Genomic DNA, 24,177 nt, shown 5'->3' on the forward strand with positions numbered 1-24,177 from the left:
AAATGCGGAAGTGGTCGGTCGTCGCGCCCGGTCGACTGATCAGTCGTGGGAGTGCAGGGGCTTGCCGGCCAGGGCCAGGTGGGCCTCGCCGAGCGCCTCGCTCTGGGTCGGGTGGGCGTGGATGAGCTGGGCGACCTCGGCCGGCAGCGCCTCCCAGTTGTAGATCAGCTGGGCTTCGCCGACCTGCTCGCCCATACGGTCACCGACCATGTGGACGCCGACCACGGCACCGTCCTTGACCTGGACGAGCTTGATCTCGCCCGCGGTCTTGAGGATCTTGCTCTTGCCGTTGCCCGCGAGGTTGTACTTCAGCGCGACGACCTTGTCCGCGCCGTAGAGCTCCTTGGCCTTGGCCTCGGTGATGCCGACGGAGGCGACCTCGGGGTGGCAGTACGTCACCCGGGGGACTCCGTCGTAGTCGACGGGGACGGTCTGCAGACCGGCCAGCCGCTCCGCGACGAGGATGCCCTCGGCGAAGCCGACGTGCGCCAGCTGCAGCGTCGGGACCAGGTCGCCCACGGCCGAGATCGTCTCCACGTTGGTCCGCATGTACTCGTCGACCAGGACGTAGCCGCGGTCCATGGCGACCCCGGCCTCCTCGTAGCCCAGGCCCTGCGAGACCGGGCCGCGGCCGATCGCGACCAGCAGCACCTCCGCCTCGAAGGTCTTGCCGTCGGCGAGGGTCACGCGGACGCCGTCCTGCGTGTACTCGGCGCTCTGGAAGAACGTGCCGAGGTTGAACTTGATGCCGCGCTTGCGGAACGCGCGCTCAAGAAGCTTCGAGCTGTTCTCGTCCTCGACCGGGACGAGGTGCTTCAGGCCCTCGATGATCGTCACGTCGGTGCCGAAGGAGGTCCACGCCGAGGCGAACTCGACGCCGATGACGCCGCCGCCCAGCACGATCGCGGACTTCGGGACGCGGTCCAGCTTCAGCGCGTGGTCCGAGGAGATGATGCGGTTGCCGTCGATCTCCAGACCCGGGAGCGACTTCGGCACGGAGCCGGTCGCCAGGAGCACGTGGCGGCCCTGGATGCGCTGGCCGTTCACGTCCACCGAGGTGGGCGACGAGAGCCGGCCCTCACCCTCGATGTAGTGCACCTTGCGGGAGGCGACGAGACCCTGCAGACCCTTGTACAGGCCGGAGATCACGTCGTCCTTGTACTTGTGGACGGCCGCCATGTCGATGCCCTCGAAGGTGGCCTGGACACCGAACTGGCCGGCCTCGCGGGCCTGGTCCGCGATCTCGCCGGCGTGCAGCAGGGCCTTCGTGGGAATGCAGCCGTTGTGCAGGCAGGTGCCGCCGACCTTGCCCTTCTCGATCAGAGCGACGTCCAGGCCCAGCTGCGCTCCGCGCAGGGCCGCGGCGTACCCGCCGCTGCCACCGCCGAGAATCACTAGGTCGAAAACGGTGCTGGCGTCGTTCGCCACGTCACGTCCTCCATGCATGTGCGCCGTACGCCGGGCCCCGTCCTCGGGGTGGTACCGGCCGGTCGGCTGGTGTGCGGCCGCTTTGTCTTCGGCCCTGTGGTGGGGGCCCTGTCCTGCCGAGAACCCATCTTCGCACTTGTTGACGGTGGGCGGGACGCGGGGCCCGTGTCCGGGACGGATCATCGTCCGTCCCGGTGGATTACCGCTGCGTAGGGAACAGGGGATTTCGTCGAGAGCGAAACCGGCCAGGTCCCGGTGCCGTGGGGACAACACATACGGCCCCGGACGTATGCCCGGGGCCGTATCGCACGTCGACTCAGCCGAGGTCGCCGGCGGCGGTGTGCTCCGCCAGCTTCACCAGCGTGCGGACCGCGGATCCGGTGCCGCCCTTGGGTGTGTAGCCGTACGGCGCGCCCTCGTGGAAGGCCGGGCCCGCGATGTCCAGGTGCGCCCAGGCGATGCCCTCGCCCACGAACTCCTTCAGGAACAGGCCGGCCACCAGGCCGCCGCCCATCCGCTCGCCCATGTTGGCGATGTCGGCGGTCGGGGAGTCCATGCCCTTGCGCAGGTCGGCCGGGAGCGGCATCGGCCAGGACGCCTCGCCGACCTCCTCCGCGATCTCGTGGATCGAGGTACGGAAGGCGTCGTCGTTGGACATGATGCCGAAGGTGCGGTTGCCCAGGGCCAGCACCATCGCGCCGGTCAGGGTCGCCACGTCGACGATCGCGTCCGGGTTCTCCTCCGAGGCGCGGGTCAGCGCGTCGGCGAGGACGAGCCGGCCCTCGGCGTCGGTGTTGAGGACCTCGACGGTCTTGCCGCTGTACATGCGCAGGACGTCACCGGGGCGGGTGGCGGTGCCCGACGGCATGTTCTCGGCGAGCGCCAGCCAGCCGGTGACGTTGACGCGCAGGCCGATGCGGGCGGCCGCGACGACGGTCGCGAACACGGCGGCGGCGCCGGCCATGTCGCACTTCATCGTCTCGTTGTGGCCGGCCGGCTTCAGCGAGATGCCGCCCGAGTCGTAGGTGATGCCCTTGCCCACGAGGGCCAGGGTCTTCTCCGCCTTCGGGTGCGTGTAGGCGAGCTTCACCAGGCGCGGGCCGCGGGCCGCGCCCTGGCCGACGCCCAGGATGCCGCCGAAGCCGCCCTTGACGAGCGCCTTCTCGTCGAGCACCTGCACCTTGATGCCGTGCTCCTTGCCGGCGGCGGTGGCCACGGCGGCGAAGGACTCGGGGTACAGGTCGTTCGGCGGGGTGTTGACCAGGTCGCGGGCGCGGTTGATCTCCTCGGCGAGGGCGATCGCGCGCTCCGCGGCTGCCTTGAACGCCTTGTCGCGCGGCTTGGCGCCGAGTACGGCGACCTCGGCCAGAGCCTGCTTGGCGCCGCCGGCCTTGGCGCCCTTGGGGGCGAGCTTGTTCTCGCCGGCCTGGTAGGCGGTGAAGGCGTACGCGCCGAGCAGCGCGCCCTCCGCGATGGCCTCGGCGTCCTCGACGGAGGCGATGGGCAGCGCGAAGCCGGCCTTCTTCGAGCCGGTCAGCGAGCGGGCGGCCGCACCGGCGGCCCGGCGCAGCGCCTCGGCGTCGTACGAGCCGTCCTTCTCGGGGGCCGCACCGAGGCCGGCCGCGATGACGACCGGGGTCTTCAGGCCCTCGGGCGCGGGGACCTTCGTCAGCTCGCCCTCGGCACCGGAGGCGCCCAGGGTCGCCAGGACGGCGGCGAGCTTCCCGCCGAACGCCTTGTCCACGGCCTCGGCGCCCGGCGCGAGGACGAGGTCCCCGGACTTGGATCCAGCGCCCTTGGCGACGCCCACGACGAGGGCGTCGGCGCGCAGCGTCGCCGCACCGGCGGTGCTGAGAGTGAGAGCAGTCACGGTGGTGAAATCTCGCTTCCGTTGAGTTCTTTTCCGGTCGATGGGGTGGGCCGACCGTGCCCGGCGCATCGTAGACGCCGCCGCAATGTGCCGGGAATGAGCCTACGCGCGCCTTTGCTGCCCGATCACGGCGGCGGGCCGTAGGCGGTGCGCGCGAGGTGCGCGGCCGTCGTTACGGTGGTGGTCCCGGGAAGACCGTCCCGGCGGAACGGATCCCGCGCGCACCGGCGTTGGCGGGGTCCGGTGGACATGGGGGAACGATGCGCGACCGGACGGCCGCACGGGTGGGCGGGGCGCGCGGCGCCCTCGCCGTCACCGCACTGATGGTGCTGACGACGCTGACGGGCTGTTCCCCGGAGCAGGAACAGGGGCCGGCGGGGAAGGAGTCCGCCTCCGCGCGGCCCTCACCCGCGCGCTGGCAGCCGGAGCCGGGCACGGACTGGCAGTGGCAGTTGTCGGGGAAGCTCGACACGACGGTCGACGCCCCGGTGTACGACATCGACGGCTTCGACCGGACGGCGGCCCAGGTCGCCGCGCTGCACCGCGACGGGCGCAAGGTCATCTGCTACCTGTCCACCGGTGCCTGGGAGGACTTCCGCCCGGACGCGGCCCGTTTCCCCACCGCCGTGCTCGGCAAGGGCAACGGCTGGAAGGGCGAGCGCTGGCTCGACATCCGGCGCACCGAGGTCCTGGAGCCGCTGATGGAATCCCGGATCGCGATGTGCGCGAAGAAGGGCTTCGACGCGGTCGAGCCGGACAACATGGACGGCTACCGCAACCGGAGCGGCTTCCCGCTGACCGCCGCCGACCAGCTGCGCTACAACCGTCTGATCGCCCGCATGGTCCACCGCCACGGCATGTCCGTCGGCCTGAAGAACGACCTGCCGCAGATCCCGGAGCTGGTCGGGGACTTCGACTTCGCGGTCAACGAGCAGTGCGCCCAGTACGAGGAGTGCGAGGAGCTGACCCCGTTCGTGAAGGCGGGCAAGGCGGTCTTCCACGTGGAGTACGAGCTGCCGGCGGCGAAGTTCTGCGCACAGTCCCGGAAGCTGGGGCTCAGCTCACTGCGCAAGGACTACGCACTCGGCGTCGGGCGCGAGACCTGCGCCGAGGACTGACCGGCCCTCAGCCCAGCGCCAGGCCCACCAGCGTCACCGTCGCCGCCGTCTCCGCCAGCGCCCCGAAGACGTCCCCGGTGACCCCGCCGAACCGCCGTACGCAGTGCCGCAGCAGCAGCTCGGCCACCACCACCCCGGCCACCGCCGGGAGGGCGTGGCGCAGCGTCCCGTACCCGCCGAACAGCGCCCCCGCGCCCGCGCAGGCCGCCACCACCGCGAGCGCGACCGCCGCCGCGCCGGCCACCGGGACCGTGCCGGCGACCACCGCGCCCAGGCCCTCCGGCCGGGCGGCCGGGACACCGCGCCGGGATGCCAGGGTCAGCGCGAGCCGGGCGACGAGGGCGGAGGCGACGGCCGCCACCGCGCCGTGCGCCCAGCCCCTCGCGTACAGCTGCTGGAGGACCGCCACCTGTGCCAGCAGGACGAAGAGCAGGGTGATCACACCGAAGGGGCCGATGTCCGACTGCTTCATGATGCGCAGCGCGTCGTCGGCCGGCTTGCCGCTGCCCAGGCCGTCGGCGGTGTCCGCGAGACCGTCCAGATGGAGCCCCCGGGTGAGGGCGGCGGGCACCGCGGCGGAGGCGACGGCGGCGAGCAGCGGGCCCGCGCCGCCCCACAGCAGCAGGCTGCCGGGGACGGCGGCGAGCACCCCGACGACGAGCCCGGCCAGCGGCGCGCACAGCATCCCGGACCGGGCGGCGTCCCGGTCCCAGCGGGTCACGCGGACGGGGAGCACGGTCAGGGTGCCGAAGGCGAAACGAACGCCGTGGCTGTTCAGGGAGGTCACGGCGCGCAGGCTAATCGGTGGGGACGACCGCTAGATTGTCCGAATGCCGCATAACGGGGCACAGGCGGACGAGTGGGAGTGCGTGGCATGGGTCACTGGTTCGATCAGAACTTCGTCGAGCCGGGCAAGCTGCCCCTGCTCCTCGCCCTGACCGCATTCGTGCTGACCTTCGCGATCACCCGGTTCATCACCCGGATGATCCGGGCCGGGAAGGGGCCGTTCCGCAACATCACGCCCGGCGGCGTCCACATCCACCATGTGGTGCCCGGCGTGGTGCTCAGCGTCGTCGGCGGCTTCGGCGCGGTGGGGAGCGGGAGGCACGGCGTGACGGCGGCCGTCTGCGCGGTCGTCTTCGGCGTGGGCGCGGGGCTGGTGCTGGACGAGTTCGCCCTGATCCTGCACCTGGACGACGTGTACTGGACCGAGGAGGGGCGCCAGAGTGTGGAGGTCGTCGTGCTCACGGCGGCCCTGGTGCTGCTGGTGCTCGGCGGATTCTCCCCGCTGGGCGTGAACGACCTGAGCGACGATCAGCAGCAGGGCCGGCTCGGAGCAGTGCTCACCGTCGTCATCAACTTCTGCTTCGTGCTGATCTCCCTGTTCAAGGGCAAGGCACGGATGGCGGTGGTCGGCGCGCTGGTCCCGTTCGTGGCGCTGGTCGGGGCGGTACGGCTGGCCCGGCCGACCTCGCTGTGGGCCAGGCGGTTCTACCGCAACCGGCACCGGGCCCGCTCCCGCGCGGTCCTGCGGGCCTACCACCACGACGTCCGCTGGGTCGGCCCGCGCCGGAAGTTCCAGGACCTGATCGGCGGGGCACCGGACCGGGCCCCGCTCCCGCCCGCCAAGCCCTGACCGCCGCGCCGCCGCCCGCGCCGCACCGGCACCGCGCACAGCACCAGGGCCGCCGCGATGGCCGCCAGGTGCTCCCGGCCCGCCAGATTGTCCTCGGCCACGGTTTCGGCCACCATCGCCACGATCACCAGCGCCCCGGTGAACCGGGCCCGGTACACGCAGCAGACGCAGACCGCCAGCGCGACCACCGCCGCCGACGGGCCGGTGTCCACCACGTGCGCGTCGGACGCCGGCAGCCCGAGGAACACCTCGGGCCCGGCCGCCACGGCGATCCGCGCGTACATCGTCCCGGCCAGCGTCGCCGCGTACGCGATCAGCAGGGTCCGCCCCCGGCCGAGGCAGATCTCCGCCGCCCCGAACACCACCAGCATCTGCACCAGCGCGCCCCACACCGGCAGGTCCAGCGCGGGGACGAACAGCGACAACGGGGTACGCAGCAGGGCCACTCCGAGCGGGTCGTCGGCCCGGACCGCGCCGAGCGTCTGCACCGGGCCGTAGCCCCAGGGCCGGTTCTGCACCACCTGGAGCAGCGCGGTCAGGGCCACCGAGGCCAGGGTCAGGGGCACGGCCCGCGGTCCCCGGGCGGCGAGCGACGCCCGTACGGCCGAGCAGAGCGGGCCCCACTCCCGGCGGGCCGCCCGGACCGGGGCGCGTACGGCTCTCATGCACGCGGTCCGGACGGGACGTCACGGACCCGGGCCAGCCGGGAGCGGTGCATCCACTTGGGCAGGCCCGGCGCCTCCAGGAACCCTTCCGCGCGGCCGGCCGCGACGCCGATGCGCAGCAGGTCCGCGCTCTTCTCGAAGAGCAGGAACCGGGGTTCCCAGATCGGGCGGTACTTGGCGTTGGCGCGGTAGAGCGACTCGATCTGCCACCAGCGGGAGAAGAAGCTGAGCAGCGACCGCCACATCCTGAGCACCGGGCCCGCGCCGAGCCGCGACCCGCGCTCGAAGACCGAGCGGAACATCGCGAAGTTCAGCGACACCTGCGTCACGCCCAGCTTCCCGGCCCGCTGCAGGAGTTCGATGACCATGAACTCCATCAGCCCGTTCTCGGAGTCCCGGTCACGCCGCATCAGGTCCAGCGAGAGGCCGTTCGGCCCCCAGGGGACGAAGCTCAGCAGGGCCCGCAGCTCGCCCGGCGCACCGTCGTCGGACGGCGCGTCACGGCACTCCAGCATCACGCACTGCCCGTCGGCCGGGTCGCCGAGCCGGCCGAGCGCCATCGAGAAGCCGCGTTCGGTCGCTCCGTCGCGCCAGTCGTCCGCGCGGCGCACCAGCTCCGCCATCTCGGCCTCCGGGATCTCCGCGTGCCGGCGCACCGTCACCTCGTAACCCGCCCGCCGCACCCGGTTGTACGCCTGGCGCACGGTCCGCATCGCGCGGCCCTCCAGGGTGAAGTCGGCCGTCTCCACGATCGCCTCGTCGCCCAGCTCCAGGGCGTCCAGGCCGTGCCGGGCGTACACCGTGCCGGCCTCCTCGCCCGCCCCCATCACCGCGGGGATCCAGCCGTGTTCGCGGGCCTCGGCCAGCCACGGCGTGATCGCCCCCGGCCAGGCCTCCGGATCGCCGATCGGGTCGCCGGATGCCAGCGAGACCCCGCCGACCACCCGGTAGGCGACGGCCGCCTTGCGGGTGGGCGACCAGATGGCGCTCTTCTCGCGGCGCAGCGCGAAGTAGCCCAGCGAGTCGCGCTCGCCGTGCTTGTCGAGCAGCGCCCGCAGCGCCTCCTCGTCCTCCGCGGTGATCGGGTCGACCGCGCGGCGGGAGCGGAAGGCCGCCCAGACGACGGCGATGAGCAGCAGCGTGGACAGGACGTTGATGACGACGTTCACCCAGCCCGGCGCGGTGATGCCGGGGAACCGCGAGTCACTGGCGGCGACGGAGACCAGCCGCAGCGCGCCGTAGCGCCAGCGGTCCAGGAACGTCGAACGGTAGTCGTCGTGCGCGGTGTTGGTGACCGTGACCAGGCCCGCCGCGATCAGCGAGGTGACCAGCAGCCCGACGGTCGCCACCAGCGCGGCCAGTTTCGGGTTGGACCGGTCGCCCTTCGCGTAGAACTCGCGCCGGCCGAGCACCAGCGCGGCCACGAAGGCGGCGGTCAGGGCCAGCGAGATCCAGTTCTGCGGATACCGGCGGACCTCCGGGAATCCGATGAGGGCGGCGGACAGCAGCAGCGTCAGCCCGCTCAGCACCATGTTGACGATCCACGCGGCCCGCTTGCGCCGCCGCATCGTCACCGCCAGGAAGAGCGCGACCACCCCCGAGGAGAAACCCGCCGTGAGCAGGTAAGGGGTGAAGTAGTCGTCCGTGTTGTGGCGGCGCAGATCCTGGCCGAAGGCGACCCAGACAGCACTCAGGAAGTTGAGGAACGACACGAGGCGCAGGTACCAGATGGCGAACGCCGCGCCGCGCCGTGAACGCGGGGTACCGGCCCTGCGGACGGCGCTCTGTCCGGACTCCTCGGCGGCCATACGGACCTCTCCCATGAAAAGCGATCATATGGGGCATCACGCTGCATGAGGGAGCGCTCCGCGGCCGGTGTCGGCCGGCCGCGGAGTGGTGCCGCGATCAGTCCGTCGCGTCGTCCTTCTCGTCGTCCGCGCCGCCCTCTTCCGCCTCCGGCTCGCGCTCGGGAAGCTCCGCCGCGAGCGCGGCGGCGGCCTGGACGAAGGGAAGGGCGAGCAGCGCCCCGCACCCCTCGCCGACGATGACGCCGTGGTCGAGCACCGGGTTGAGCGCCATCCGGTCGAGGGCCTTGGCCTGCGCCGGCTCCCCGCTCAGCTGGCCCGCCAGCCACCAGTCCGGCGCCCGGAACGCGGCCCGCTGGCCGACCAGCGCAGCCGCCGCGCCGACCACCCCGTCCAGGATCACGGGCAGCCTGCGCACCGCGCACTGGAGCAGGAAGCCGGTCATCGCCGCCAGGTCCGCGCCGCCCACCGCGGCCAGCAGCTCCACCTGGTCGCCCAGCACCGGCCGGGCCCGCCGCAGCGCGTCACGGACCGCCGCGCACTTGCGCATCCACGCCAGGTCGTCGATCCCCGCGCCACCGCGCCCGGTCACCACCGAGGCGTCCGTGCCGCACAGCGCCGCGATCAGGGTGGCCGCCGCCGTCGTACCGCCCACGCTCAGGTCGCCGAGCACCACCAGATCGGTGCCCGAGTCGGCCTCCTCGTCGGCCACGGCGATGCCGAGCCGCACCGCGGCCTCGGCCTCCTCGGCCGTCAGCGCGTCCTCGATGTCGATCCGTCCGCTGCCGCGCCGCACCCGGGTCCGTACGACGGCCTCCGGCAGCAGCTCCGGGTCGCAGTCGAGCCCGGCGTCGACGATCCGCACCGGTACGGAGAACCGGCGGGCCAGCACGGCCAGCGGGGTCGACCCGTCCAGCGTGGCCCGTACCAGCTCGTGCGCGGTGCCGGCCGCGCGGCCGGACACGTCGAGCCGGGCCACCCCGTGGTCACCGGCGAACAGCACCACACGCGGCTGCTCGACCGTCCGCACCGGCGACGCCTGCTGCGCGGTCGACAGCCACTCGCCCAGCTCGTCCAGGCGGCCGAGAGCGCCCGGCGGCACGCCGAACCGCTCCCGGCGTTCCTCGGCGTCGCGCCGGACACCCCCGTCGGGGCGTTCGATCAGGTCGGAGAAGTCGTCCAGATTCACGGGGAGCTGCCTCGCGGGTCGATACGTGGGGTGGGCCGGGGAGCCCGCCGGAGGGCCCCTGCGGAACAGTACCCGCCGCGTTTTCCCGGCCCGGCCCGTGTGGGCCGGGCGCCCCGCTCCCGTACCGCTCACCCCCGCAGCGGCAGCACCTGCCCCGCCACCACCAGCAGCACCTGCTCGCACTCCTCGGCCACCGCCGCGTTCAGCCGGCCCAGCTCGTCGCGGAAGCGCCGCCCGGCCGCCGTCGCGGGGACCACGCCGGAGCCGGTCTCGTTGGTCACCAGGACCACCGTGCGGCGCGTCCCGCGCACCGCCGCGACCAGCTCCGCCGTCCCGGCGCGCAGCGCGCGCTCGCCGCCGCCCGCCCACGCCGCGTCGTCCCAGGCGTCCACCCGGTCCATCAGGTCCGTCAGCCAGAGCGACAGGCAGTCGATCAGCAGCGGCGGTCCGTCCGATGACAGCAGCTCCGCCAGCTCGCACGTCTCCTCGGTGCGCCAGGCCGCCGGGCGGCGCTCGCGGTGCAGCCCGACCCGGGCCGCCCACTCCGCGTCCCCGTTCCGGGTGCCGCCGGTGGCCACGTAGACGACCTCGGGGTACGTCTCCAGGCGGCGTTCCGCCTCGACGGACTTCCCGGAGCGCGCGCCGCCGGTGACCAGGGTGCGCCGGGGGACCGGAGCCGGGGCGTGATGGCCGCCGGCCGTCAGCGTCGTGCCGTCCGGCACGGCCCGCGCCCCGGCGGCGGCGAGCCGGCGCTCCAGCTCGGGGCCGGGGGGCGCGTCGTGGTCCAGGTGGACGGCGATCAGCTCGGTGGCGGGCCCGACCGCCTCGACGGCCCGCAGCCGGGCCACCGCGTCGGGCCGCCCGACGACATCCGCGACGACCAGGTCGTACGGCTCCGCCACCGGGTCCGTGAGGCCGGCCGGAGCGCCGCCCGGCGGCAGGTAGAGCAGCCGGGCGCCCTCCGGCGAGGTCACCTCGTACCCCGTACCGGGCGCGTCCATCGGCACGGCCCGCACCCGGTGCCCGCTGATCAGCGTCAGCACCCGCCCGTCCGGCACCCGGCCCGCCGGAGGCAGTCCGGCGGGCAGTTCGACGGCGGGCCCGTCGTGCGGGTGGGTCAGCAGTACCTGGCGTACGCCGGTGAGCGAATGGCCCGCGCGGGCGGCGGCGAACACCGCACCGGGGGTGAGGTCCAGCAGCAGCGCGTCGTCGACCAGGAGAGCGGTCGCGGCCCGGCCGCCCGCGCCGCGGGCGAGGGCGCACCTGGCGCAGGGGCAGTCGGGCCGCGGCAGCCCGTCGGGGGCTCCGGTGCCGAGCAGAGTCAGTTCCACGCTCCGATCCTGCCGCGTCCCCGCACACGGTGCGCGACGTGGGTACGCGACATGGCGCAGAGCCGTCCTAGAGCCCCTTCCCTTGCTGGTCGGAAGCACTAGGCTGCCGAGCGGAACGACATACCCAGGAGGCGGACATGGCGTGGACGTGGCGGTTCGAGAAGTCCGACGGTACGGAGACGGAGCCGGCCCTGCAGCCGGAGGAGTTCACGACACAGGGCGACGCGGAGTCCTGGATCGGTGAGTACTGGAAGGAACTCCTGGACGGCGGGGCGGACCAGGTCACGCTCTTCGAGGACACGACGAAGATCTACGGCCCGATGAGCCTCCAGGCCGACGCGGCCGGCTGACGCCGTACGGCGAACACGACGGCCGCCGGGTGAGCCCTCAGGGGCCCGCCCGGCGGCCGTCGCCGCGTCGCGCGTATCTCGCCCGGCGCTCGGATCGCGCCGCGTCGCTCAGATCTCGCCGAGGGTGACCTCGGCCGTCTTCTCCGAGCTTCCCCGCGTGTACGTCACCTTCACCTTCTCGCCCGGCTTCCGACCGGCCAGGGCCTCGGAGAGCGAGGTGATCGTGGTGACCTTCGCATCGCCGACCTTCGTGATGATGTCGCCGGCCCGCAGCCCCGCCTTGTCGGCCGCGCCGCCGTTCTGCACACTGACGATCGCCACGCCCGCCGGCCGGTAGTCGTCGTTGACGACCGTGCGGCCGGTGATGTCGAGCGCCGCCCGGCCCGAGTCGGTGACCTTGCCGTCCTTGATGATCTGGTCCGCGACCGTCCGCACCATCGAGGCCGGGATGGCGAAGCCGATCCCCGGGGCCGCGCTGTCACCCATCTGGGGATCGGACGCGGCCAGCGTGGGGATGCCGATGACCTGGCTGTCCAGGTTCACCAGGGCGCCGCCGCTGTTGCCCGGGTTGATCGCCGCCGAGGTCTGCACCATGTTCGCGATGGTCGCGCCGGTGCCACCGCCCGAGCGGCTCTCGCTCACGGTCCGGCCGAGCGCCGAGACGATGCCCTGGGTGACGCTGCTGGACAGGCCCAGCGGCGAGCCCATCGCCAGCACGATCTGCCCCACGGCGACCTTCTCGGAGTCGCCGAACTTCGCGGGCCGCAGCCCGTCGGGCACCTGGTCGAGCTTGATGACGGCCAGGTCCTGCTCGGGGTAGGCGGCGACCAGCGAGGCCTTCAGCACCCGCTCGCCGGTGGCCACCGTGACCTTGAAGGACTTCTCGTTGCCGACGACATGGGCGTTGGTGACGATGTGGCCCTTGGTGTCGTAGACGACACCGGAGCCCAGGCTCTCGGAGGCGTCGATCTGGACGACCGACGGCAGCACGTCGGTGATGACCTTCTGGTAGTCGCTCTGCAGATCACCGGTGGCCTTCGCGGCCGGACCGGGCTGCGCCGAACCGGACGCCGTCGCGTCCGGCCCCGCGGCGGGGGCGTCCGAACCGGAGCACCCGCTCACCAGCGCGATCGCGCAGACACCCGCGGACAGGGGCAGCAGCAGCCGGCGCGCACGGCGACGGGAATGAATGGCATCCATGCCTGGATTGTTGCTTTTGCCCCCGCGGGGGGCCCGTTGAGCGCAGCCATGAGGGGGAAGGTGCACATGACAGAGCCGTGCGGCCGAAAACCGGGCCTGCCCGGCGATTGAGGGCGTCTTTCAGCCTGTCCGGCGCTTGAGGACAAGGCGCCCGGACGTCCCGGGCCCGGCGCCCCCGGCCTCAGCCCCGTACGCCGCACAGATGCAGCAGCGCCGCGACCCCGCGGTACGGATCCGTCCGCCCCGCCCGGTCCTCCGCGGCAAGCACCCGCTCCAGCTCCGCGGCCGGCGGCAGCTCCACGTCGTTGCTCACGTTGTCCGTGAAGACCCGCACCCCGTACCAGGCGTGCAGCGGCGCCGCGATCGAGGCGAGCGTCGCTGTCAGGGCGTCGAGCCGGTCCGCGCGCACGGACAGCCCGAGCCGGTTGGTGTACCGGTCGGTGTCGAACGCGGTGAGCGCCCCGTCCCAGTCCCCGGCCATGCCCGGCCGCATCGCCAGCGCGTCCGCGTTCCGCACGAGCAGGGACAGCAGCCCGCCCGGCGCCAGCATCCTGGCCAGACCGGCCACCATGGCGTCCGGCTCCTGGACGTACATCAGCACGCCGTGGCAGAGCACCACGTCGAAACTGCCGGGCAGGAAGTGGACCCCGGTGTCCTGGCCGTTGCCCTCGATGAGCCGCACCCGCTCGCGGATGCCGGCCGGCTCGCCGCCCAGCGCCTCGCGGGCGGTCCGCAGCATCTCGGCGTCGGACTCCAGGCCCGTCACGGTGTGGCCGGCGCGGGCGAGACGCAGCGCCTGCGTCCCCTGGCCCATGCCGACGTCCAGGATGCGCAGCCGCTGCCCCACCGGGAAGCGCGCCGCGATCTGCTCGTCCAGCTGCCGGGCGACCAGCTCCTGGCGCACGGTGTTGCGCAGGCCCGAGAGCCCCTTGGTCCAGGCGGCCGAGGCCCCCGCGAAACCGGAGACCGCACCGGCCGGCCGGTCGGCGGAGAGACCGTCGACCTGGCCGGGCGACTCCGTGCTCAGGGCCGCTCTCCGCGCTTGACCTGCGGCTTCGGCAGACGAAGCCGGCGCATCTGGAGCGTACGCATCAGGCCGTAGGCGACCGCGCCGCGCTTCGGGGTGTCCGGGAACCGCGTGTTCAGCTGCTTGCGCAGCCGGAACGCGAGCCCGATCGAGTCGATCACGATCAGCACGATCACGATCAGCCACAGCAGCAGCGAGATGCTCTGGATGCCCTGCACCTGGATCACGCTGAGGATCAGGATGACCACGGCGAGCGGCAGGAAGTACTCCGCGATGCAGAAGCGCGAGTCCACGAAGTCGCGGACGAAGCGGCGCACCGGCCCCTTGTCGCGCGCCGGCAGATAACGCTCGTCGCCACTGGCGAGCGCCTCCCGCTGCTTGGCCATGTCCACGCGCCGCGCTTCGCGCTGGCGCTTCATGGCCTCCTTGCGGTCGAGCGGCGCACCACTGGAGGCGCGACGGCGCTGCGTCTGGGCCTCGCTGCGCTTGGGGGTGGGGCGACCCTTGGGAGCCTGCGGGTCGCGGGGCGTCTTGGAGAGGTCCGCCGTCACCTTGCCGGTGGGGGCCTTCTCTTCCTTGGAGCGGCTACGGAACACAAGGCCCAAGGGTACGGGGTCGATCGCGGGTACCCGCAGGCCGGCCGGGAACGATCCGGCAACGGCCTGCGTCCTCGCCGGTGTACGGGCGGACGATACGGGCGTCACCTACTCCCTGGGCGGGAGCGGGCCGGGGGCACAGTCGTCCTTGGGGAGGAGCCCATCGACGCCCGAACAGTGCGGTAATAGAGGCAGGGCCCGTACTGTGGGTTCTGTTGGAGTGCTGGAGCCCAGTTGAGTCAGAAGGGGGCGCGCGAAGCCCATGAGCGGTGTCATGAAGCGTATGGGGATGATCTTCCGCGCGAAGGCAAACAAGGCCCTTGACCGGGCCGAGGATCCGCGCGAGACCCTCGATTACTCGTACCAGAAGCAGCTGGAGCTGCTTCAGAAGGTACGCCGCGGTGTCGCCGATGTGGCGACCTCGCGCAAGCGGCTGGAGCTGCAGCTGAACCAGCTGCAGGGCCAGTCCTCGAAGCTGGAGGACCAGGGCCGCAAGGCGCTCGCGCTCGGTCGCGAGGACCTGGCGCGCGAGGCGCTGTCGCGCCGCGCCGCCCTCCAGCAGCAGGTCACCGACCTGGAGACGCAGCACACCACGCTGCAGGGCGAGGAGGAGAAGCTCACCCTGGCGGCCCAGCGGCTGCAGGCCAAGGTGGACGCCTTCCGCACGAAGAAGGAGACCATCAAGGCCACCTACACGGCGGCCCAGGCACAGACCCGGATCGGTGAGGCCTTCTCCGGCATCTCCGAGGAGATGGGCGACGTCGGCCTGGCGATCCAGCGGGCGGAGGACAAGACGCAGCAGCTCCAGGCCCGCGCGGGCGCGATCGACGAGCTGCTCGCCTCCGGCGCCCTCGACGACCCGACCGGCACGGCGAAGGACGACATCGCCGCCGAGCTGGACCGGATCTCCGGTGGTACGGATGTGGAGCTGGAACTGCAGCGCATGAAGGCCGAGCTGGCCGGCGGCTCCTCCTCGCAGCAGGCGATCGAGGGCGGCCGCCAGGACGGCGTGCAGCAGAACGACCAGTCGCACAAATTCGACAAGAACTGAGGCGGCGTCATGATCGTACGGATCATGGGGGAAGGCCAGGTCAGCCTGGCCGACAGCCATCTCGCCGAGCTCGACAAGCTCGACGACGCCCTGCTGGCCGAGATGGAGAGCGGTGACGGACCGGGCTTCCGCACCACGCTCCACGCACTCCTGGCCCGCGTGCGCGAACTCGGCACACCCGTGCCGGACGACTCCCTGGAGCCGTCCGGACTGATCCTTCCGTCGCCGGACGCGACCCTCGAAGAGGTACGCGCCATGCTCAGCGACGACGGCCTGATCCCCGGCTGACGCCGACCGCTCTCCAGCACACCAGGTGCCCCGCGCCCGCCCGCCGGACGCGGGGCACCGGTGCGTCCGGGCCCGCCGCTCCCGTCCGGCCGGACCGGTCCGCGAGCGACACGCCGTAACGTAGCCGGACGTGACCACCCTCGGAACCGGGGTCCTGCGCATCCGCCAGTGGCTGCGCGGCCATCCCCTCGCGCTGGACGGCGCGCTCGCCCTGGCCGTGCTCGTGGCCATGATCTTCGCGTCGTTCGTCGACCCGGGCGGGCACGACGGGCCCACCTTCGGCACCCGCACCCCCGCCGCGAGCAGCCTGCTGCTGATGCTGCTGAGCGCCCTGGCCCTGATCCGGCGGCGCCGCGAGCCCATGGCGGTGCTCGCCGTCACCGGCGCGCTGACCGTCGTCGAGCTGGTCACGGCCGACCCGCCTGCCCCCGTGGTGATGAGCGCGGTCATCGCGCTGTACACCGTCGCCGCCCGCACCGACCGGCCCACCACCTGGCGGGTCGGGCTGCTCACGATGGCCGCGCTGACCGCCGCGGCGATGCTCTTCGGCTCGCCGCCCTGGTACAGCCAGGAGAACCTGGGCGTCTTCGCCTGGACCGGGATGGCCGGGGCCGCGGGCGACGCGGTCCGCTCCCGGCGCGCGTTCGTCGACGCGATCAGGGAGCGCGCCGAACGGGCCGAACGGACCCGCGAGGAGGAGGCCCGCCGCCGGGTCGCCGAGGAACGGCTGCGCATCGCCCGCGATCTGCACGACGTCGTCGCCCACCACATCGCCCTGGTCAACGTGCAGGCCGGGGTCGCCGCCCACGTCATGGACAAGCGCCCCGACCAGGCCAAACAGGCCCTCGCCCACGTCCGCGAGGCGAGCCGCTCCGCACTCAACGAACTACGGGCCACCGTCGGCCTGCTGCGCCAGTCCGGCGACCCGGAGGCCCCCACCGAACCGGCGCCCGGCCTCGCGGTCCTCGGCCAGCTCGTGGAGAGCGTCCGCCAGGCGGGGCTGCCCGTCGAGGTGGCCTGCGCCGCCGAGGGCGAGCCGCCGCTGCCCTCCGCCGTCGACCTGGCCGCGTACCGGGTGATCCAGGAGGCCCTGACCAACGTCCGCAAGCACGCCGGCCCGGGTGCCAGGGCCGAGGTGAGCGTCGTACGGGTCGGAGCCACCGCCGAGGTCATGATCCTGGACAACGGCCTCGGCGACACCGGCGGGACCGGGTCCGCGGCACCCGGCGGCGGCCACGGCCTGCTCGGGATGCGTGAACGCGTCACCGCGCTCGGCGGCACCCTCACCGCCGGTCCCCGCTACGGGGGCGGATTCCGCGTCCATGCGATCCTGCCCGTCGAGGCCCGCGCGCAGGAGCCCGGTCGGCCGGGCGCGGCGGACCGGACGGGGGAGAACGCATGACACCGGCCATCAAGGTCCTGCTCGTCGACGACCAGGCGCTGCTGCGCAGCGCGTTCCGGGTGCTGGTCGACTCGGAGCCCGACATGCGGGTGGTGGGGGAGGCGGCGGACGGGGCGCAGGCCGTCGAGGTGGCCCGGACCGAGCGGCCCGACGTGGTGCTGATGGACATCCGCATGCCCGGCACCGACGGACTGACGGCCACCAGGATGATCAGCGCCGACCCGGATCTCGCGGACGTCCGCGTGGTCATGCTCACCACCTTCGAGGTGGACGAGTACGTGGTGCAGTCGCTGCGCGCCGGGGCCTCGGGCTTCCTGGGCAAGGGCGCCGAACCGGACGAACTCCTCAACGCGATCCGGATCGCCGCGGGGGGCGAGGCGCTGCTCTCGCCGGCCGCGACCAAGGGCCTGATCGCCACGTTCCTCGCGCAGGGCGGGAGCGGGGCAGGCGACGGGCCGGGCGCGGCCGCGTACTCCGAGCGGCTGGCGGCCCTCACCACACGGGAGCGCGAGGTGCTGGTCCTGGTCGCGGGCGGGCTGTCCAACGACGAGATCGCCGAGCGCCTGGTCGTCAGCCCGCTCACCGTCAAGACCCATGTGAACAGGGCGATGGCGAAACTGGGCGCCCGGGACCGGGCACAACTGGTGGTAACTGCGTACGAATCGGGCCTGGTGCGCCCCAGGGTGGAGTGAGGGTGCAGCCGGGGTGTACTCCAGCTGCGGTATGCGGAGCGTAAGAAAGCGACCCTGGGGCCGAGGACTTTCGTCCCGGGGATCGGCGATCGTATAGGTGGGCCGGGTCTGTCCCCGAGTCACCCGCCCACCTGCCGCGTACGCCACAGAAGAGAGACCCACCCATGTCCTGGCTGTCCAGATTCAGCCTCGCGCAAAGGGCCCTGATCGGTCTGATCTCGATCGTCGCGCTCGTTTTCGGAGCGATCGCGATACCGCAGCTCAAGCAGCAGCTGCTGCCCACCATCGAACTGCCGATGGTGTCGGTGCTCGCGCCCTACCAGGGCGCGTCCCCCGATGTGGTCGAGAAGCAGGTCGTCGAACCGCTCGAGAATTCCATCAAGGCCGTCGACGGAGTCACCGGCATCACGTCGACCGCCAGCGAGGGCAACGCCGTCATCATGGCGTCCTTCGACTTCGGTGACGAGGGCACCAAGCAGCTCGTCGCCGACATCCAGCAGGCCGTGAACCGGGCCCGCGTCCAGCTGCCCGAGGACGTCGACCCGCAGGTCATCGCCGGCTCGACGGACGACATCCCGACCGTCGTCCTCGCCGTCACCTCGGACAAGGACCAGCAGGCGCTCGCCGACCAGTTGGACCGCACCGTCGTCCCCGCCCTGGAGGACATCGACGGCGTCGGCCAGGTCTCCGTCGACGGTGTGAGGGACCTCCAGATCTCCGTCACCCCGGACGACAAGAAGCTCGCCGCCGCCGGACTCAACGCCACCGCGCTCTCCCAGGCGCTCCAGTCGGGCGGCGCGACCGTCCCGGCGGGCGCCTTCTCCGAGTCCGGGAAGAGCCGCACCATCCAGGTCGGCGGGGCCTTCACCTCGCTGCGGCAGATCGAGGACCTGCGGGTCACCGGCCAGAACCCGGCCTCCGGCAAGCCCGGCAAGCCCGGCAAGCCGGTCCGCCTCGGTGACATCGCGACGGTGAAGCAGGAGGCCGCCACCGCGGACTCCCTCACCCGCACCAACGGCCGCCCGAGCCTCGCCGTCATGGCGACGATGGACAAGGACGGCAGCGCCGTCGCCATCTCGGACGCCGTCGAGGACAAGCTCCCCGGCCTGCGCAAGGACCTCGGCTCCGGCGCCGAGCTGACCGTCGTCTCCGACCAGGGCCCGGCCGTCTCCAAGGCGATCTCCGGCCTGACCACCGAGGGCGCGCTCGGCCTGCTCTTCGCGGTCATCGTGATCCTGGTCTTCCTGGCCTCGCTGCGCTCCACCCTGGTCACCGCGGTCTCGATCCCGCTCTCCGTGGTCCTCGCGCTGATCGTGCTCTGGACCCGCGACCTGTCGCTCAACATGCTGACCCTGGGCGCGCTCACCATCGCGATCGGCCGGGTCGTCGACGACTCGATCGTGGTCCTGGAGAACATCAAGCGCCACCTCGGCTACGGGGAGGAGCGCCAGTCCGCGATCATCACCGCGGTCAAGGAGGTGGCCGGCGCGGTCACCTCGTCGACCCTCACCACCGTCGCCGTCTTCCTGCCGATCGGCCTCGTCGGCGGCATGGTCGGCGAGCTGTTCGGCTCGTTCTCGCTGACGGTCACCGCGGCCCTGCTGGCCTCGCTGCTCGTCTCGCTGACCGTCGTCCCCGTCCTGTCGTACTGGTTCCTGCGCGCCCCCAAGGGCACCGCCGAGGACCCGGAGAAGGCGCGGCGCGACGCCGAGGAGAAGGAGGCCCGCAGCCGGCTCCAGCGGATCTACGTCCCGGTGCTCCGGTTCGCCACCCGGCGCCGCATCACCAGTGTCGTCATCGCCGTCGCCGTCCTGTTCGGCACCTTCGGCATGGCCCCGCTGCTGAAGACCAACTTCTTCGACCAGGGTGAGCAGGAAGTCCTCACCATCAAGCAGAAGCTGACCCCGGGCACCAGCCTCGCGGCCTCCGACGAGGCGGCCAAGAAGGTCGAGAAGCTCCTCGCCGACGACCAGGGCGTCAAGGACTACCAGGTCACGGTCGGTTCGTCCGGCTTCATGGCCGCCTTCGGCGGCGGCACGGGCTCCAACCAGGCCTCCTACCAGGTCACCCTGAAGGACTCCGCCGAGTTCGAGGCCACCCAGGACCGTATCGAGAAGGGCCTCGCCGAGCTCGACGGCATCGGTGACACCACCATCAGCGCGGGCGACGGCTTCGGCAGCCAGGACCTGAGCGTCGTCGTGAAGTCGGCCGACGCGGACACCCTGAAGAAGGCCTCCGAGCAGGTCCGCGCCGAGGTCGCCGAGCTCAAGGACGTCACCGATGTCCAGAGCGACCTGGCGCAGAGCGTCCCGCGGATCTCGGTCAAGGCCAACGAGAAGGCCGCCGACGCCGGTTACACCCAGGCCACGCTGGGCGCGGCCGTCGCCGGAGCGGTGCGCGGCACCCCGTCCGGCAAGGCGCTCATGGACAACACCGAGCGCGATGTCGTCGTCAAGTCGGCCCACCCGGCCACCACCATGCAGGAGCTGAAGGACCTTCCGCTCGGCAAGGTGAAGCTCGGCACCATCGCCGACGTGAAGCTGGTCCCCGGACCGGTCTCGATGACCCGGATCGACGGCCAGCGCGCCGCCACTATCACCGCCCGGCCCACCGGTGACAACACCGGCGCGGTCAGCACCACGCTCCAGAACAAGATCAAGGCCCTGGACCTCCCGGAGGGCGCCACCGCCACCATCGGCGGTGTCTCGTCGGACCAGGACGACGCCTTCAAGAACCTGGGCCTGGCCATGCTGGCGGCCATCGCGATCGTCTTCATGCTGCTGGTCGCCACCTTCCGGTCGCTGATCCAGCCGCTGATCCTGCTGGTCTCCATCCCGTTCGCCGCCACCGGCGCGATCGGCCTGCTCGTCGTCACCGGCACCCCGATGGGCGTCCCGGCGATGATCGGCATGCTGATGCTGATCGGCATCGTGGTGACCAACGCGATCGTGCTGATCGACCTCATCAACCAGTACCGGGCCCAGGGCCTGGGCGTCGTCGAAGCGGTCGTCGAGGGCGGCCGGCACCGTCTGCGCCCGATCCTCATGACGGCCCTGGCGACGATCTTCGCCCTGCTCCCGATGGCGCTCGGCGTCACCGGCGAGGGCGGCTTCATCTCGCAGCCGCTGGCCGTCGTCGTCATCGGCGGCCTGATCACCTCGACGCTGCTGACGCTGCTCCTGGTGCCGACGCTGTACGCGATGGTGGAGCTCCGCAAGGAACGCCGCCGCAAGAAGAAGGACGCGAAGCGCGCCGCGAAGGCCGGCGCCCCGGACCCGGCCGAGTCGCAGGACTCCTCCTCCGACGAACCGGAACCGGCGAAGGCCTGACACCCATGACGAAGGGGCCCCGACACCATGGTGTCGGGGCCCCTTCGTCATGCCGAGAATCAACCCCGCCGGCGTGGGAGGTGTGGGTCCGGGAGCGGAGCCTCCCTACGGCAGCGCCAGCATCCGCTCCAGCGCCAGCTTCGCGTACTTCTCCGTCTCCGGGTCCACCACGATCCGGTTCACCTGCTTGCCGTCTGCCAGCGACTCCAGCGTCCACACCAGGTGCGGCAGGTCGATGCGGTTCATCGTCGAGCAGAAGCAGACCGTCTTGTCGAGGAAGACGATCTCCTTGCCCTCGGGGGCGAAACGGTTCGCCAGGCGGCGGACGAGGTTCAGCTCGGTGCCGATCGCCCACTTCGAGCCGGCCGGTGCCGCCTCCAGGGCCTTGATGATGTACTCCGTCGAGCCGACGTAGTCCGCGGCGGCCACGACCTCGTGCTTGCACTCGGGGTGCACCAGCACGTTGACGCCCGGGATGCGCTCGCGCACGTCGTTGACGGAGTCGACCGAGAAGCGGCCGTGCACCGAGCAGTGCCCGCGCCAGAGGATCATCTTCGCGTTCCGCAGCTCCTCGGCGGTCAGGCCGCCGTTCGGCTTGTGCGGGTTGTAGAGGACGCAGTCCTCCAGGGACATGCCCATGTCCCGGACGGCGGTGTTGCGGCCCAGGTGCTGGTCGGGCAGGAAGAGGACCTTGTCGCCCTGCTCGAAGGCCCACTCCAGCGCCCGCTTCGCGTTGGACGAGGTGCAGATCGTGCCGCCGTGCCGGCCGGTGAAGGCCTTGATGTCGGCGGAGGAGTTCATGTACGAGACGGGCACGACCTGCTCGGCGACCCCCGCCTCCGTCAGCACGTCCCAGCACTCCGCGACCTGCTCCGCGGTGGCCATGTCGGCCATCGAGCAGCCCGCCGCCAGGTCCGGCAGCACGACCTTCTGGTCGTCGGTGGTCAGGATGTCCGCCGACTCGGCCATGAAGTGCACACCGCAGAAGACGATGTACTCCGCCTCCGGGCGGGCCGCGGCGTCCCGGGCGAGCTTGAACGAGTCCCCGGTCACATCGGCGAACTGGATGACCTCGTCGCGCTGGTAGTGGTGACCCAGGACGAAGACCTTCTCGCCCAGCTTCTCCTTGGCCGCGCGGGCGCGGGCCACCAGGTCCGGGTCGGACGGGGAGGGCAGGTCGCCGGGGCACTCGACACCGCGCTCGCTCCTGGGGTCGGCGTCGCGGCCGAGCAGGAGCAGGGCGAGCGGCGTCGGCTGGACATCGAGATCCTGGACGGGGTGGGCCGTGGTCACGTCACGCACCCTTTCTTCTGCGGACTTCTCTGCGGAGAAAGCCTTTTCGTCTAATTGACGCTATCTATCATAGCCGCTTCACGTCACTTTGACGATGCCGAAAGCGTCAATGTGACGCATCCGCCCGCAGGACGGGTGTGCGAGCATGAAGAGAACAGGCAAGCGCTCGGCCCGGAATGAATCCGCGGTCCCGACGGTTGCAACGTCGGCAAGCAGTCTCCGTACAACCCGGGAGAGAAGCAGATGTCCGTATCGGACGAGACCACCACCGTGAGCGACGGCATCCTCCTGTCCGACGCCGCCGCAGCCAAGGTCAAGGCCCTGCTGGAGCAGGAAGGCCGCGACGACCTGGCGCTCCGCGTCGCCGTTCAGCCCGGCGGCTGCTCCGGCCTGCGCTACCAGCTCTTCTTCGACGAGCGCTCGCTCGACGGTGACGTCGTCAAGGACTTCGACGGCGTCAAGGTCGTCACCGACCGCATGAGCGCCCCGTACCTGGGCGGCGCCTCGGTCGACTTCGTCGACACCATCGAGAAGCAGGGCTTCACCATCGACAACCCGAACGCCACGGGTTCCTGCGCCTGCGGTGACTCCTTCAGCTGAGTCGCACCCCAGCTCACGGCGGCGGCCCCGGGATTCCTTCCCGGGGCCGCCGCCGTTGTCACGCGGGACGTAGGTGTACGAGAGGGGGCTCAGGCGCGCGGCACCACGGAGCCCGAGGCCGCGTCGACCACCTTCCGCCCGTCCAGCGGCCGCTCCAGCGTGACCGTACGGGTCAGCTCCTTCGCGATCATCACGCAGACCTTGCCCGGCTTCGCCTTCTTCTCCGACACGGTCACCCGGACCGTGTCGCCGTCCTCGCGCGCGCTCGCCGTGTACGTACTGCACGCGCCGCCCCAGAACGTCACCGACAGGTTCCGCCCGCTCGCGCTGTACGACTGGGCCGCGCGCGCCTTCGTCGTACCGTCACCGTCCGGGGACGTGCCCGTCGACGGCTCCCGCGTCAGGTACTCCGGGTCCACCGCCACCTGCGTGACCGTGGCACCCGTGCCGCCGGCCGGCTTCACCGAGAAGATCCAGGACGGTACGAGCAGCTGCTCGCCGCCCGAGGAGTGGACCGCCAGGCCGAAGACCGCCTTCTCCACCGTCACCGTCGTCGCCGGCCGCTGCGCACCGGTACGGGCGCCGCAGCGGACCCCGGACGACTCGGTGCCGTTCTCCAGCGGGGCCGGTGAGGCGCAGTCGCCGCTCTCCCCGCCCGCCGGGGGCTGCGCGGCGTTGAGCCGCTTCAGGGCCTCGGCCGCGCCGATCACCGGATAGGTGTCACCCTTCTCCAGGGCCTTCAGCTTCCCGGTGCCTCCGGTCACCTGCCCGTCCGGACCCACCTGGATCCCGGTCGCCCAGCCGGACGTGGGCAGCCCGTCCACCACCGGATCGGCGTTCACCACCCGGGCCGAGCCCATGACCTGACCGGCGTCGAGCGCGGCGCCGTCCTGACCGGCCGCCTTCAGCACCGGGGTGGCGGCGGCCTTCGCGGCCTTCTCGTCGACGGGCTGCCCGGTGCCGCCCGGTGCCATCGCGCAGACGGCGCCCTTCTTGCAGTTGTCCGTGCCGCCGGAGCCGTACCGGGTGAAGGTCCAGGTCCCGGGCGCCTGCTTGTTCACCCGCAGCACCGGTCCCGAGCCGTCCCCGCCGGAGCCCACCTTCCAGGAGGTGGCCTCGGACCGCGGCTTGCCCGTCAGCCCGAGCGCCTTCGCCAGCCGGGTCACCTCCGCGGCCGTGACCGACCCGCCGGACCGCTGGACGGCGGCCTTGTCCGGGCCGTCCGGAAGCTTGCCGGACGCGCGGTAGACCAGCCGGCCGCCGTGCGGATCGGGTTCACCGGGGGCGATGCCCTCGCGGGAGGGGGA

21 protein-coding genes are annotated in these 24,177 nt (G+C 72.2%); 9 read left to right on the forward strand and 12 right to left on the reverse strand.

From position 1 onward, the window contains the following. Window positions 1-39: 39 nt before the first annotated feature. Both lpdA and EAO73_RS19600 read right to left on the reverse strand, forming a co-directional pair. Window positions 40-1,428 (reverse strand): dihydrolipoyl dehydrogenase, encoded by a 1,389-nt coding sequence (gene lpdA / locus EAO73_RS19595; protein WP_191134146.1) that lies wholly within the window; start codon window positions 1,426-1,428, stop codon window positions 40-42. Between the two features lie 316 nt (window positions 1,429-1,744). Then, window positions 1,745-3,298 carry a leucyl aminopeptidase gene (locus EAO73_RS19600; RefSeq protein ID WP_147972821.1) on the reverse strand — a complete coding sequence of 518 codons (1,554 nt, stop codon included), beginning with the start codon at window positions 3,296-3,298 and terminating at the stop codon, window positions 1,745-1,747. A 260-nt stretch (window positions 3,299-3,558) separates the two neighbouring features. On the opposite strand from EAO73_RS19600, the gene EAO73_RS19605 reads away from it, so the two are divergent. After that, window positions 3,559-4,416 (forward strand): endo alpha-1,4 polygalactosaminidase, encoded by an 858-nt coding sequence (locus EAO73_RS19605; protein ID WP_147972822.1) that lies wholly within the window; start codon window positions 3,559-3,561, stop codon window positions 4,414-4,416. 7 nt (window positions 4,417-4,423) lie between these two features. Here the strand turns inward: EAO73_RS19605 and EAO73_RS19610 are convergent, their stop codons facing one another. Then, a complete protein-coding gene (locus EAO73_RS19610; RefSeq protein WP_147972823.1) occupies window positions 4,424-5,203 on the reverse strand; it encodes an adenosylcobinamide-GDP ribazoletransferase in 780 nt (259 codons plus the stop codon). An 87-nt stretch (window positions 5,204-5,290) separates the two neighbouring features. On the opposite strand from EAO73_RS19610, the gene EAO73_RS19615 reads away from it, so the two are divergent. Then, a complete protein-coding gene (locus EAO73_RS19615; RefSeq protein WP_147972824.1) occupies window positions 5,291-6,052 on the forward strand; it encodes a hypothetical protein in 762 nt (253 codons plus the stop codon). Here the strand turns inward: EAO73_RS19615 and EAO73_RS19620 are convergent. The 4 genes from EAO73_RS19620 to EAO73_RS19635 all read right to left on the reverse strand — a co-directional run bounded on the left by EAO73_RS19620 (window position 5,953) and on the right by EAO73_RS19635 (window position 11,042). Further along, window positions 5,953-6,717, reverse strand: coding sequence for a hypothetical protein (locus tag EAO73_RS19620; protein WP_147972825.1), 765 nt, complete (start codon window positions 6,715-6,717; stop codon window positions 5,953-5,955). The two genes, EAO73_RS19615 and EAO73_RS19620, sit on opposite strands and share 100 nt — an antisense overlap. Further along, window positions 6,714-8,540: a phosphatidylglycerol lysyltransferase domain-containing protein gene (locus tag EAO73_RS19625; protein WP_191134147.1), complete on the reverse strand. Its 1,827-nt coding sequence runs from the start codon at window positions 8,538-8,540 to the stop codon at window positions 6,714-6,716. Before EAO73_RS19625 ends, EAO73_RS19620 begins: the two co-directional genes overlap by 4 nt. 82 nt (window positions 8,541-8,622) lie before the next feature. Beyond that, the gene (locus EAO73_RS19630) at window positions 8,623-9,711 is read right to left on the reverse strand and encodes a nicotinate-nucleotide--dimethylbenzimidazole phosphoribosyltransferase (protein WP_147972826.1); all 1,089 of its coding nucleotides are present in this window, start codon (window positions 9,709-9,711) and stop codon (window positions 8,623-8,625) included. A gap of 128 nt (window positions 9,712-9,839) precedes the next feature. Next, complete coding sequence (locus EAO73_RS19635) at window positions 9,840-11,042, reverse strand: bifunctional adenosylcobinamide kinase/adenosylcobinamide-phosphate guanylyltransferase (protein ID WP_147972827.1); 1,203 nt, start codon at window positions 11,040-11,042, stop codon at window positions 9,840-9,842. 137 nt (window positions 11,043-11,179) lie between these two features. On the opposite strand from EAO73_RS19635, the gene EAO73_RS19640 reads away from it, so the two are divergent. Then, window positions 11,180-11,392 (forward strand): hypothetical protein, encoded by a 213-nt coding sequence (locus tag EAO73_RS19640; RefSeq protein ID WP_147972828.1) that lies wholly within the window; start codon window positions 11,180-11,182, stop codon window positions 11,390-11,392. Between the two features lie 108 nt (window positions 11,393-11,500). Here the strand turns inward: EAO73_RS19640 and EAO73_RS19645 are convergent, their stop codons facing one another. The 3 genes from EAO73_RS19645 to EAO73_RS19655 all read right to left on the reverse strand — a co-directional run bounded on the left by EAO73_RS19645 (window position 11,501) and on the right by EAO73_RS19655 (window position 14,215). Next, on the reverse strand, window positions 11,501-12,592 hold the full coding sequence (locus EAO73_RS19645; protein WP_147972829.1) for a S1C family serine protease: 1,092 nt from the start codon (window positions 12,590-12,592) through the stop codon (window positions 11,501-11,503). A 181-nt stretch (window positions 12,593-12,773) separates the two neighbouring features. Next, window positions 12,774-13,496: a class I SAM-dependent methyltransferase gene (locus EAO73_RS19650; protein WP_147972830.1), complete on the reverse strand. Its 723-nt coding sequence runs from the start codon at window positions 13,494-13,496 to the stop codon at window positions 12,774-12,776. Between the two features lie 119 nt (window positions 13,497-13,615). Beyond that, window positions 13,616-14,215, reverse strand: a complete 600-nt coding sequence (locus EAO73_RS19655; RefSeq protein WP_147972831.1) for a DUF3043 domain-containing protein — start codon at window positions 14,213-14,215, stop codon at window positions 13,616-13,618. Window positions 14,216-14,489: 274 nt separating this feature from the next. On the opposite strand from EAO73_RS19655, the gene EAO73_RS19660 reads away from it, so the two are divergent. The 5 genes from EAO73_RS19660 to EAO73_RS19680 all read left to right on the forward strand — a co-directional run bounded on the left by EAO73_RS19660 (window position 14,490) and on the right by EAO73_RS19680 (window position 20,977). After that, entirely contained in the window at window positions 14,490-15,266 is a 777-nt protein-coding gene (locus EAO73_RS19660; protein WP_147972832.1) for a PspA/IM30 family protein, read from the forward strand. Window positions 15,267-15,275: 9 nt separating this feature from the next. Continuing rightward, window positions 15,276-15,554 (forward strand): PspA-associated protein PspAA, encoded by a 279-nt coding sequence (pspAA, locus tag EAO73_RS19665; RefSeq protein ID WP_147972833.1) that lies wholly within the window; start codon window positions 15,276-15,278, stop codon window positions 15,552-15,554. A gap of 130 nt (window positions 15,555-15,684) precedes the next feature. Continuing rightward, window positions 15,685-16,956: a sensor histidine kinase gene (locus EAO73_RS19670; protein ID WP_147972834.1), complete on the forward strand. Its 1,272-nt coding sequence runs from the start codon at window positions 15,685-15,687 to the stop codon at window positions 16,954-16,956. After that, window positions 16,953-17,648, forward strand: a complete 696-nt coding sequence (locus tag EAO73_RS19675) for a response regulator (RefSeq protein WP_147972835.1) — start codon at window positions 16,953-16,955, stop codon at window positions 17,646-17,648. Before EAO73_RS19670 ends, EAO73_RS19675 begins: the two co-directional genes overlap by 4 nt. Window positions 17,649-17,812: 164 nt before the next feature. Next, on the forward strand, window positions 17,813-20,977 hold the full coding sequence (locus EAO73_RS19680) for an efflux RND transporter permease subunit (protein WP_147972836.1): 3,165 nt from the start codon (window positions 17,813-17,815) through the stop codon (window positions 20,975-20,977). Between the two features lie 105 nt (window positions 20,978-21,082). Here the strand turns inward: EAO73_RS19680 and nadA are convergent, their stop codons facing one another. Beyond that, window positions 21,083-22,279: a quinolinate synthase NadA gene (gene nadA / locus EAO73_RS19685; protein ID WP_376560450.1), complete on the reverse strand. Its 1,197-nt coding sequence runs from the start codon at window positions 22,277-22,279 to the stop codon at window positions 21,083-21,085. Window positions 22,280-22,513: 234 nt separating this feature from the next. Between nadA and EAO73_RS19695 the strand changes: the two genes are divergently transcribed. Beyond that, the gene (locus EAO73_RS19695) at window positions 22,514-22,870 is read left to right on the forward strand and encodes an iron-sulfur cluster assembly accessory protein (RefSeq protein WP_018103583.1); all 357 of its coding nucleotides are present in this window, start codon (window positions 22,514-22,516) and stop codon (window positions 22,868-22,870) included. An 89-nt stretch (window positions 22,871-22,959) separates the two neighbouring features. On the opposite strand, the gene EAO73_RS19700 is transcribed toward EAO73_RS19695, so the two are convergent. Next, window positions 22,960-24,177: hypothetical protein (locus EAO73_RS19700; RefSeq protein WP_147973546.1), on the reverse strand; the 1,218-nt coding region annotated here is incomplete at its 5' end.

This window comes from Streptomyces sp. col6 (genome assembly GCF_008042035.1).
Classification (GTDB): domain Bacteria; phylum Actinomycetota; class Actinomycetes; order Streptomycetales; family Streptomycetaceae; genus Streptomyces.

Bases quoted from the DNA above. Each gene is read 5' to 3' on its own strand.
- EAO73_RS19695 (WP_018103583.1), top strand. From the start codon at position 22,514: ATGTCCGTATCGGACGAGACCACCACCGTGAGCGACGGCATCCTCCTG.
- EAO73_RS19675 (WP_147972835.1), top strand. From the start codon at position 16,953: ATGACACCGGCCATCAAGGTCCTGCTCGTCGACGACCAGGCGCTGCTG.
- EAO73_RS19640 (WP_147972828.1), top strand. From the start codon at position 11,180: ATGGCGTGGACGTGGCGGTTCGAGAAGTCCGACGGTACGGAGACGGAG.
- EAO73_RS19620 (WP_147972825.1), bottom strand. From the start codon at position 6,717: ATGAGAGCCGTACGCGCCCCGGTCCGGGCGGCCCGCCGGGAGTGGGGC.
- pspAA (WP_147972833.1), top strand. From the start codon at position 15,276: ATGATCGTACGGATCATGGGGGAAGGCCAGGTCAGCCTGGCCGACAGC.
- EAO73_RS19660 (WP_147972832.1), top strand. From the start codon at position 14,490: ATGAAGCGTATGGGGATGATCTTCCGCGCGAAGGCAAACAAGGCCCTT.
- EAO73_RS19615 (WP_147972824.1), top strand. From the start codon at position 5,291: ATGGGTCACTGGTTCGATCAGAACTTCGTCGAGCCGGGCAAGCTGCCC.
- EAO73_RS19680 (WP_147972836.1), top strand. From the start codon at position 17,813: ATGTCCTGGCTGTCCAGATTCAGCCTCGCGCAAAGGGCCCTGATCGGT.
- EAO73_RS19625 (WP_191134147.1), bottom strand. From the start codon at position 8,540: ATGGGAGAGGTCCGTATGGCCGCCGAGGAGTCCGGACAGAGCGCCGTC.
- EAO73_RS19605 (WP_147972822.1), top strand. From the start codon at position 3,559: ATGCGCGACCGGACGGCCGCACGGGTGGGCGGGGCGCGCGGCGCCCTC.
- EAO73_RS19645 (WP_147972829.1), bottom strand. From the start codon at position 12,592: ATGGATGCCATTCATTCCCGTCGCCGTGCGCGCCGGCTGCTGCTGCCC.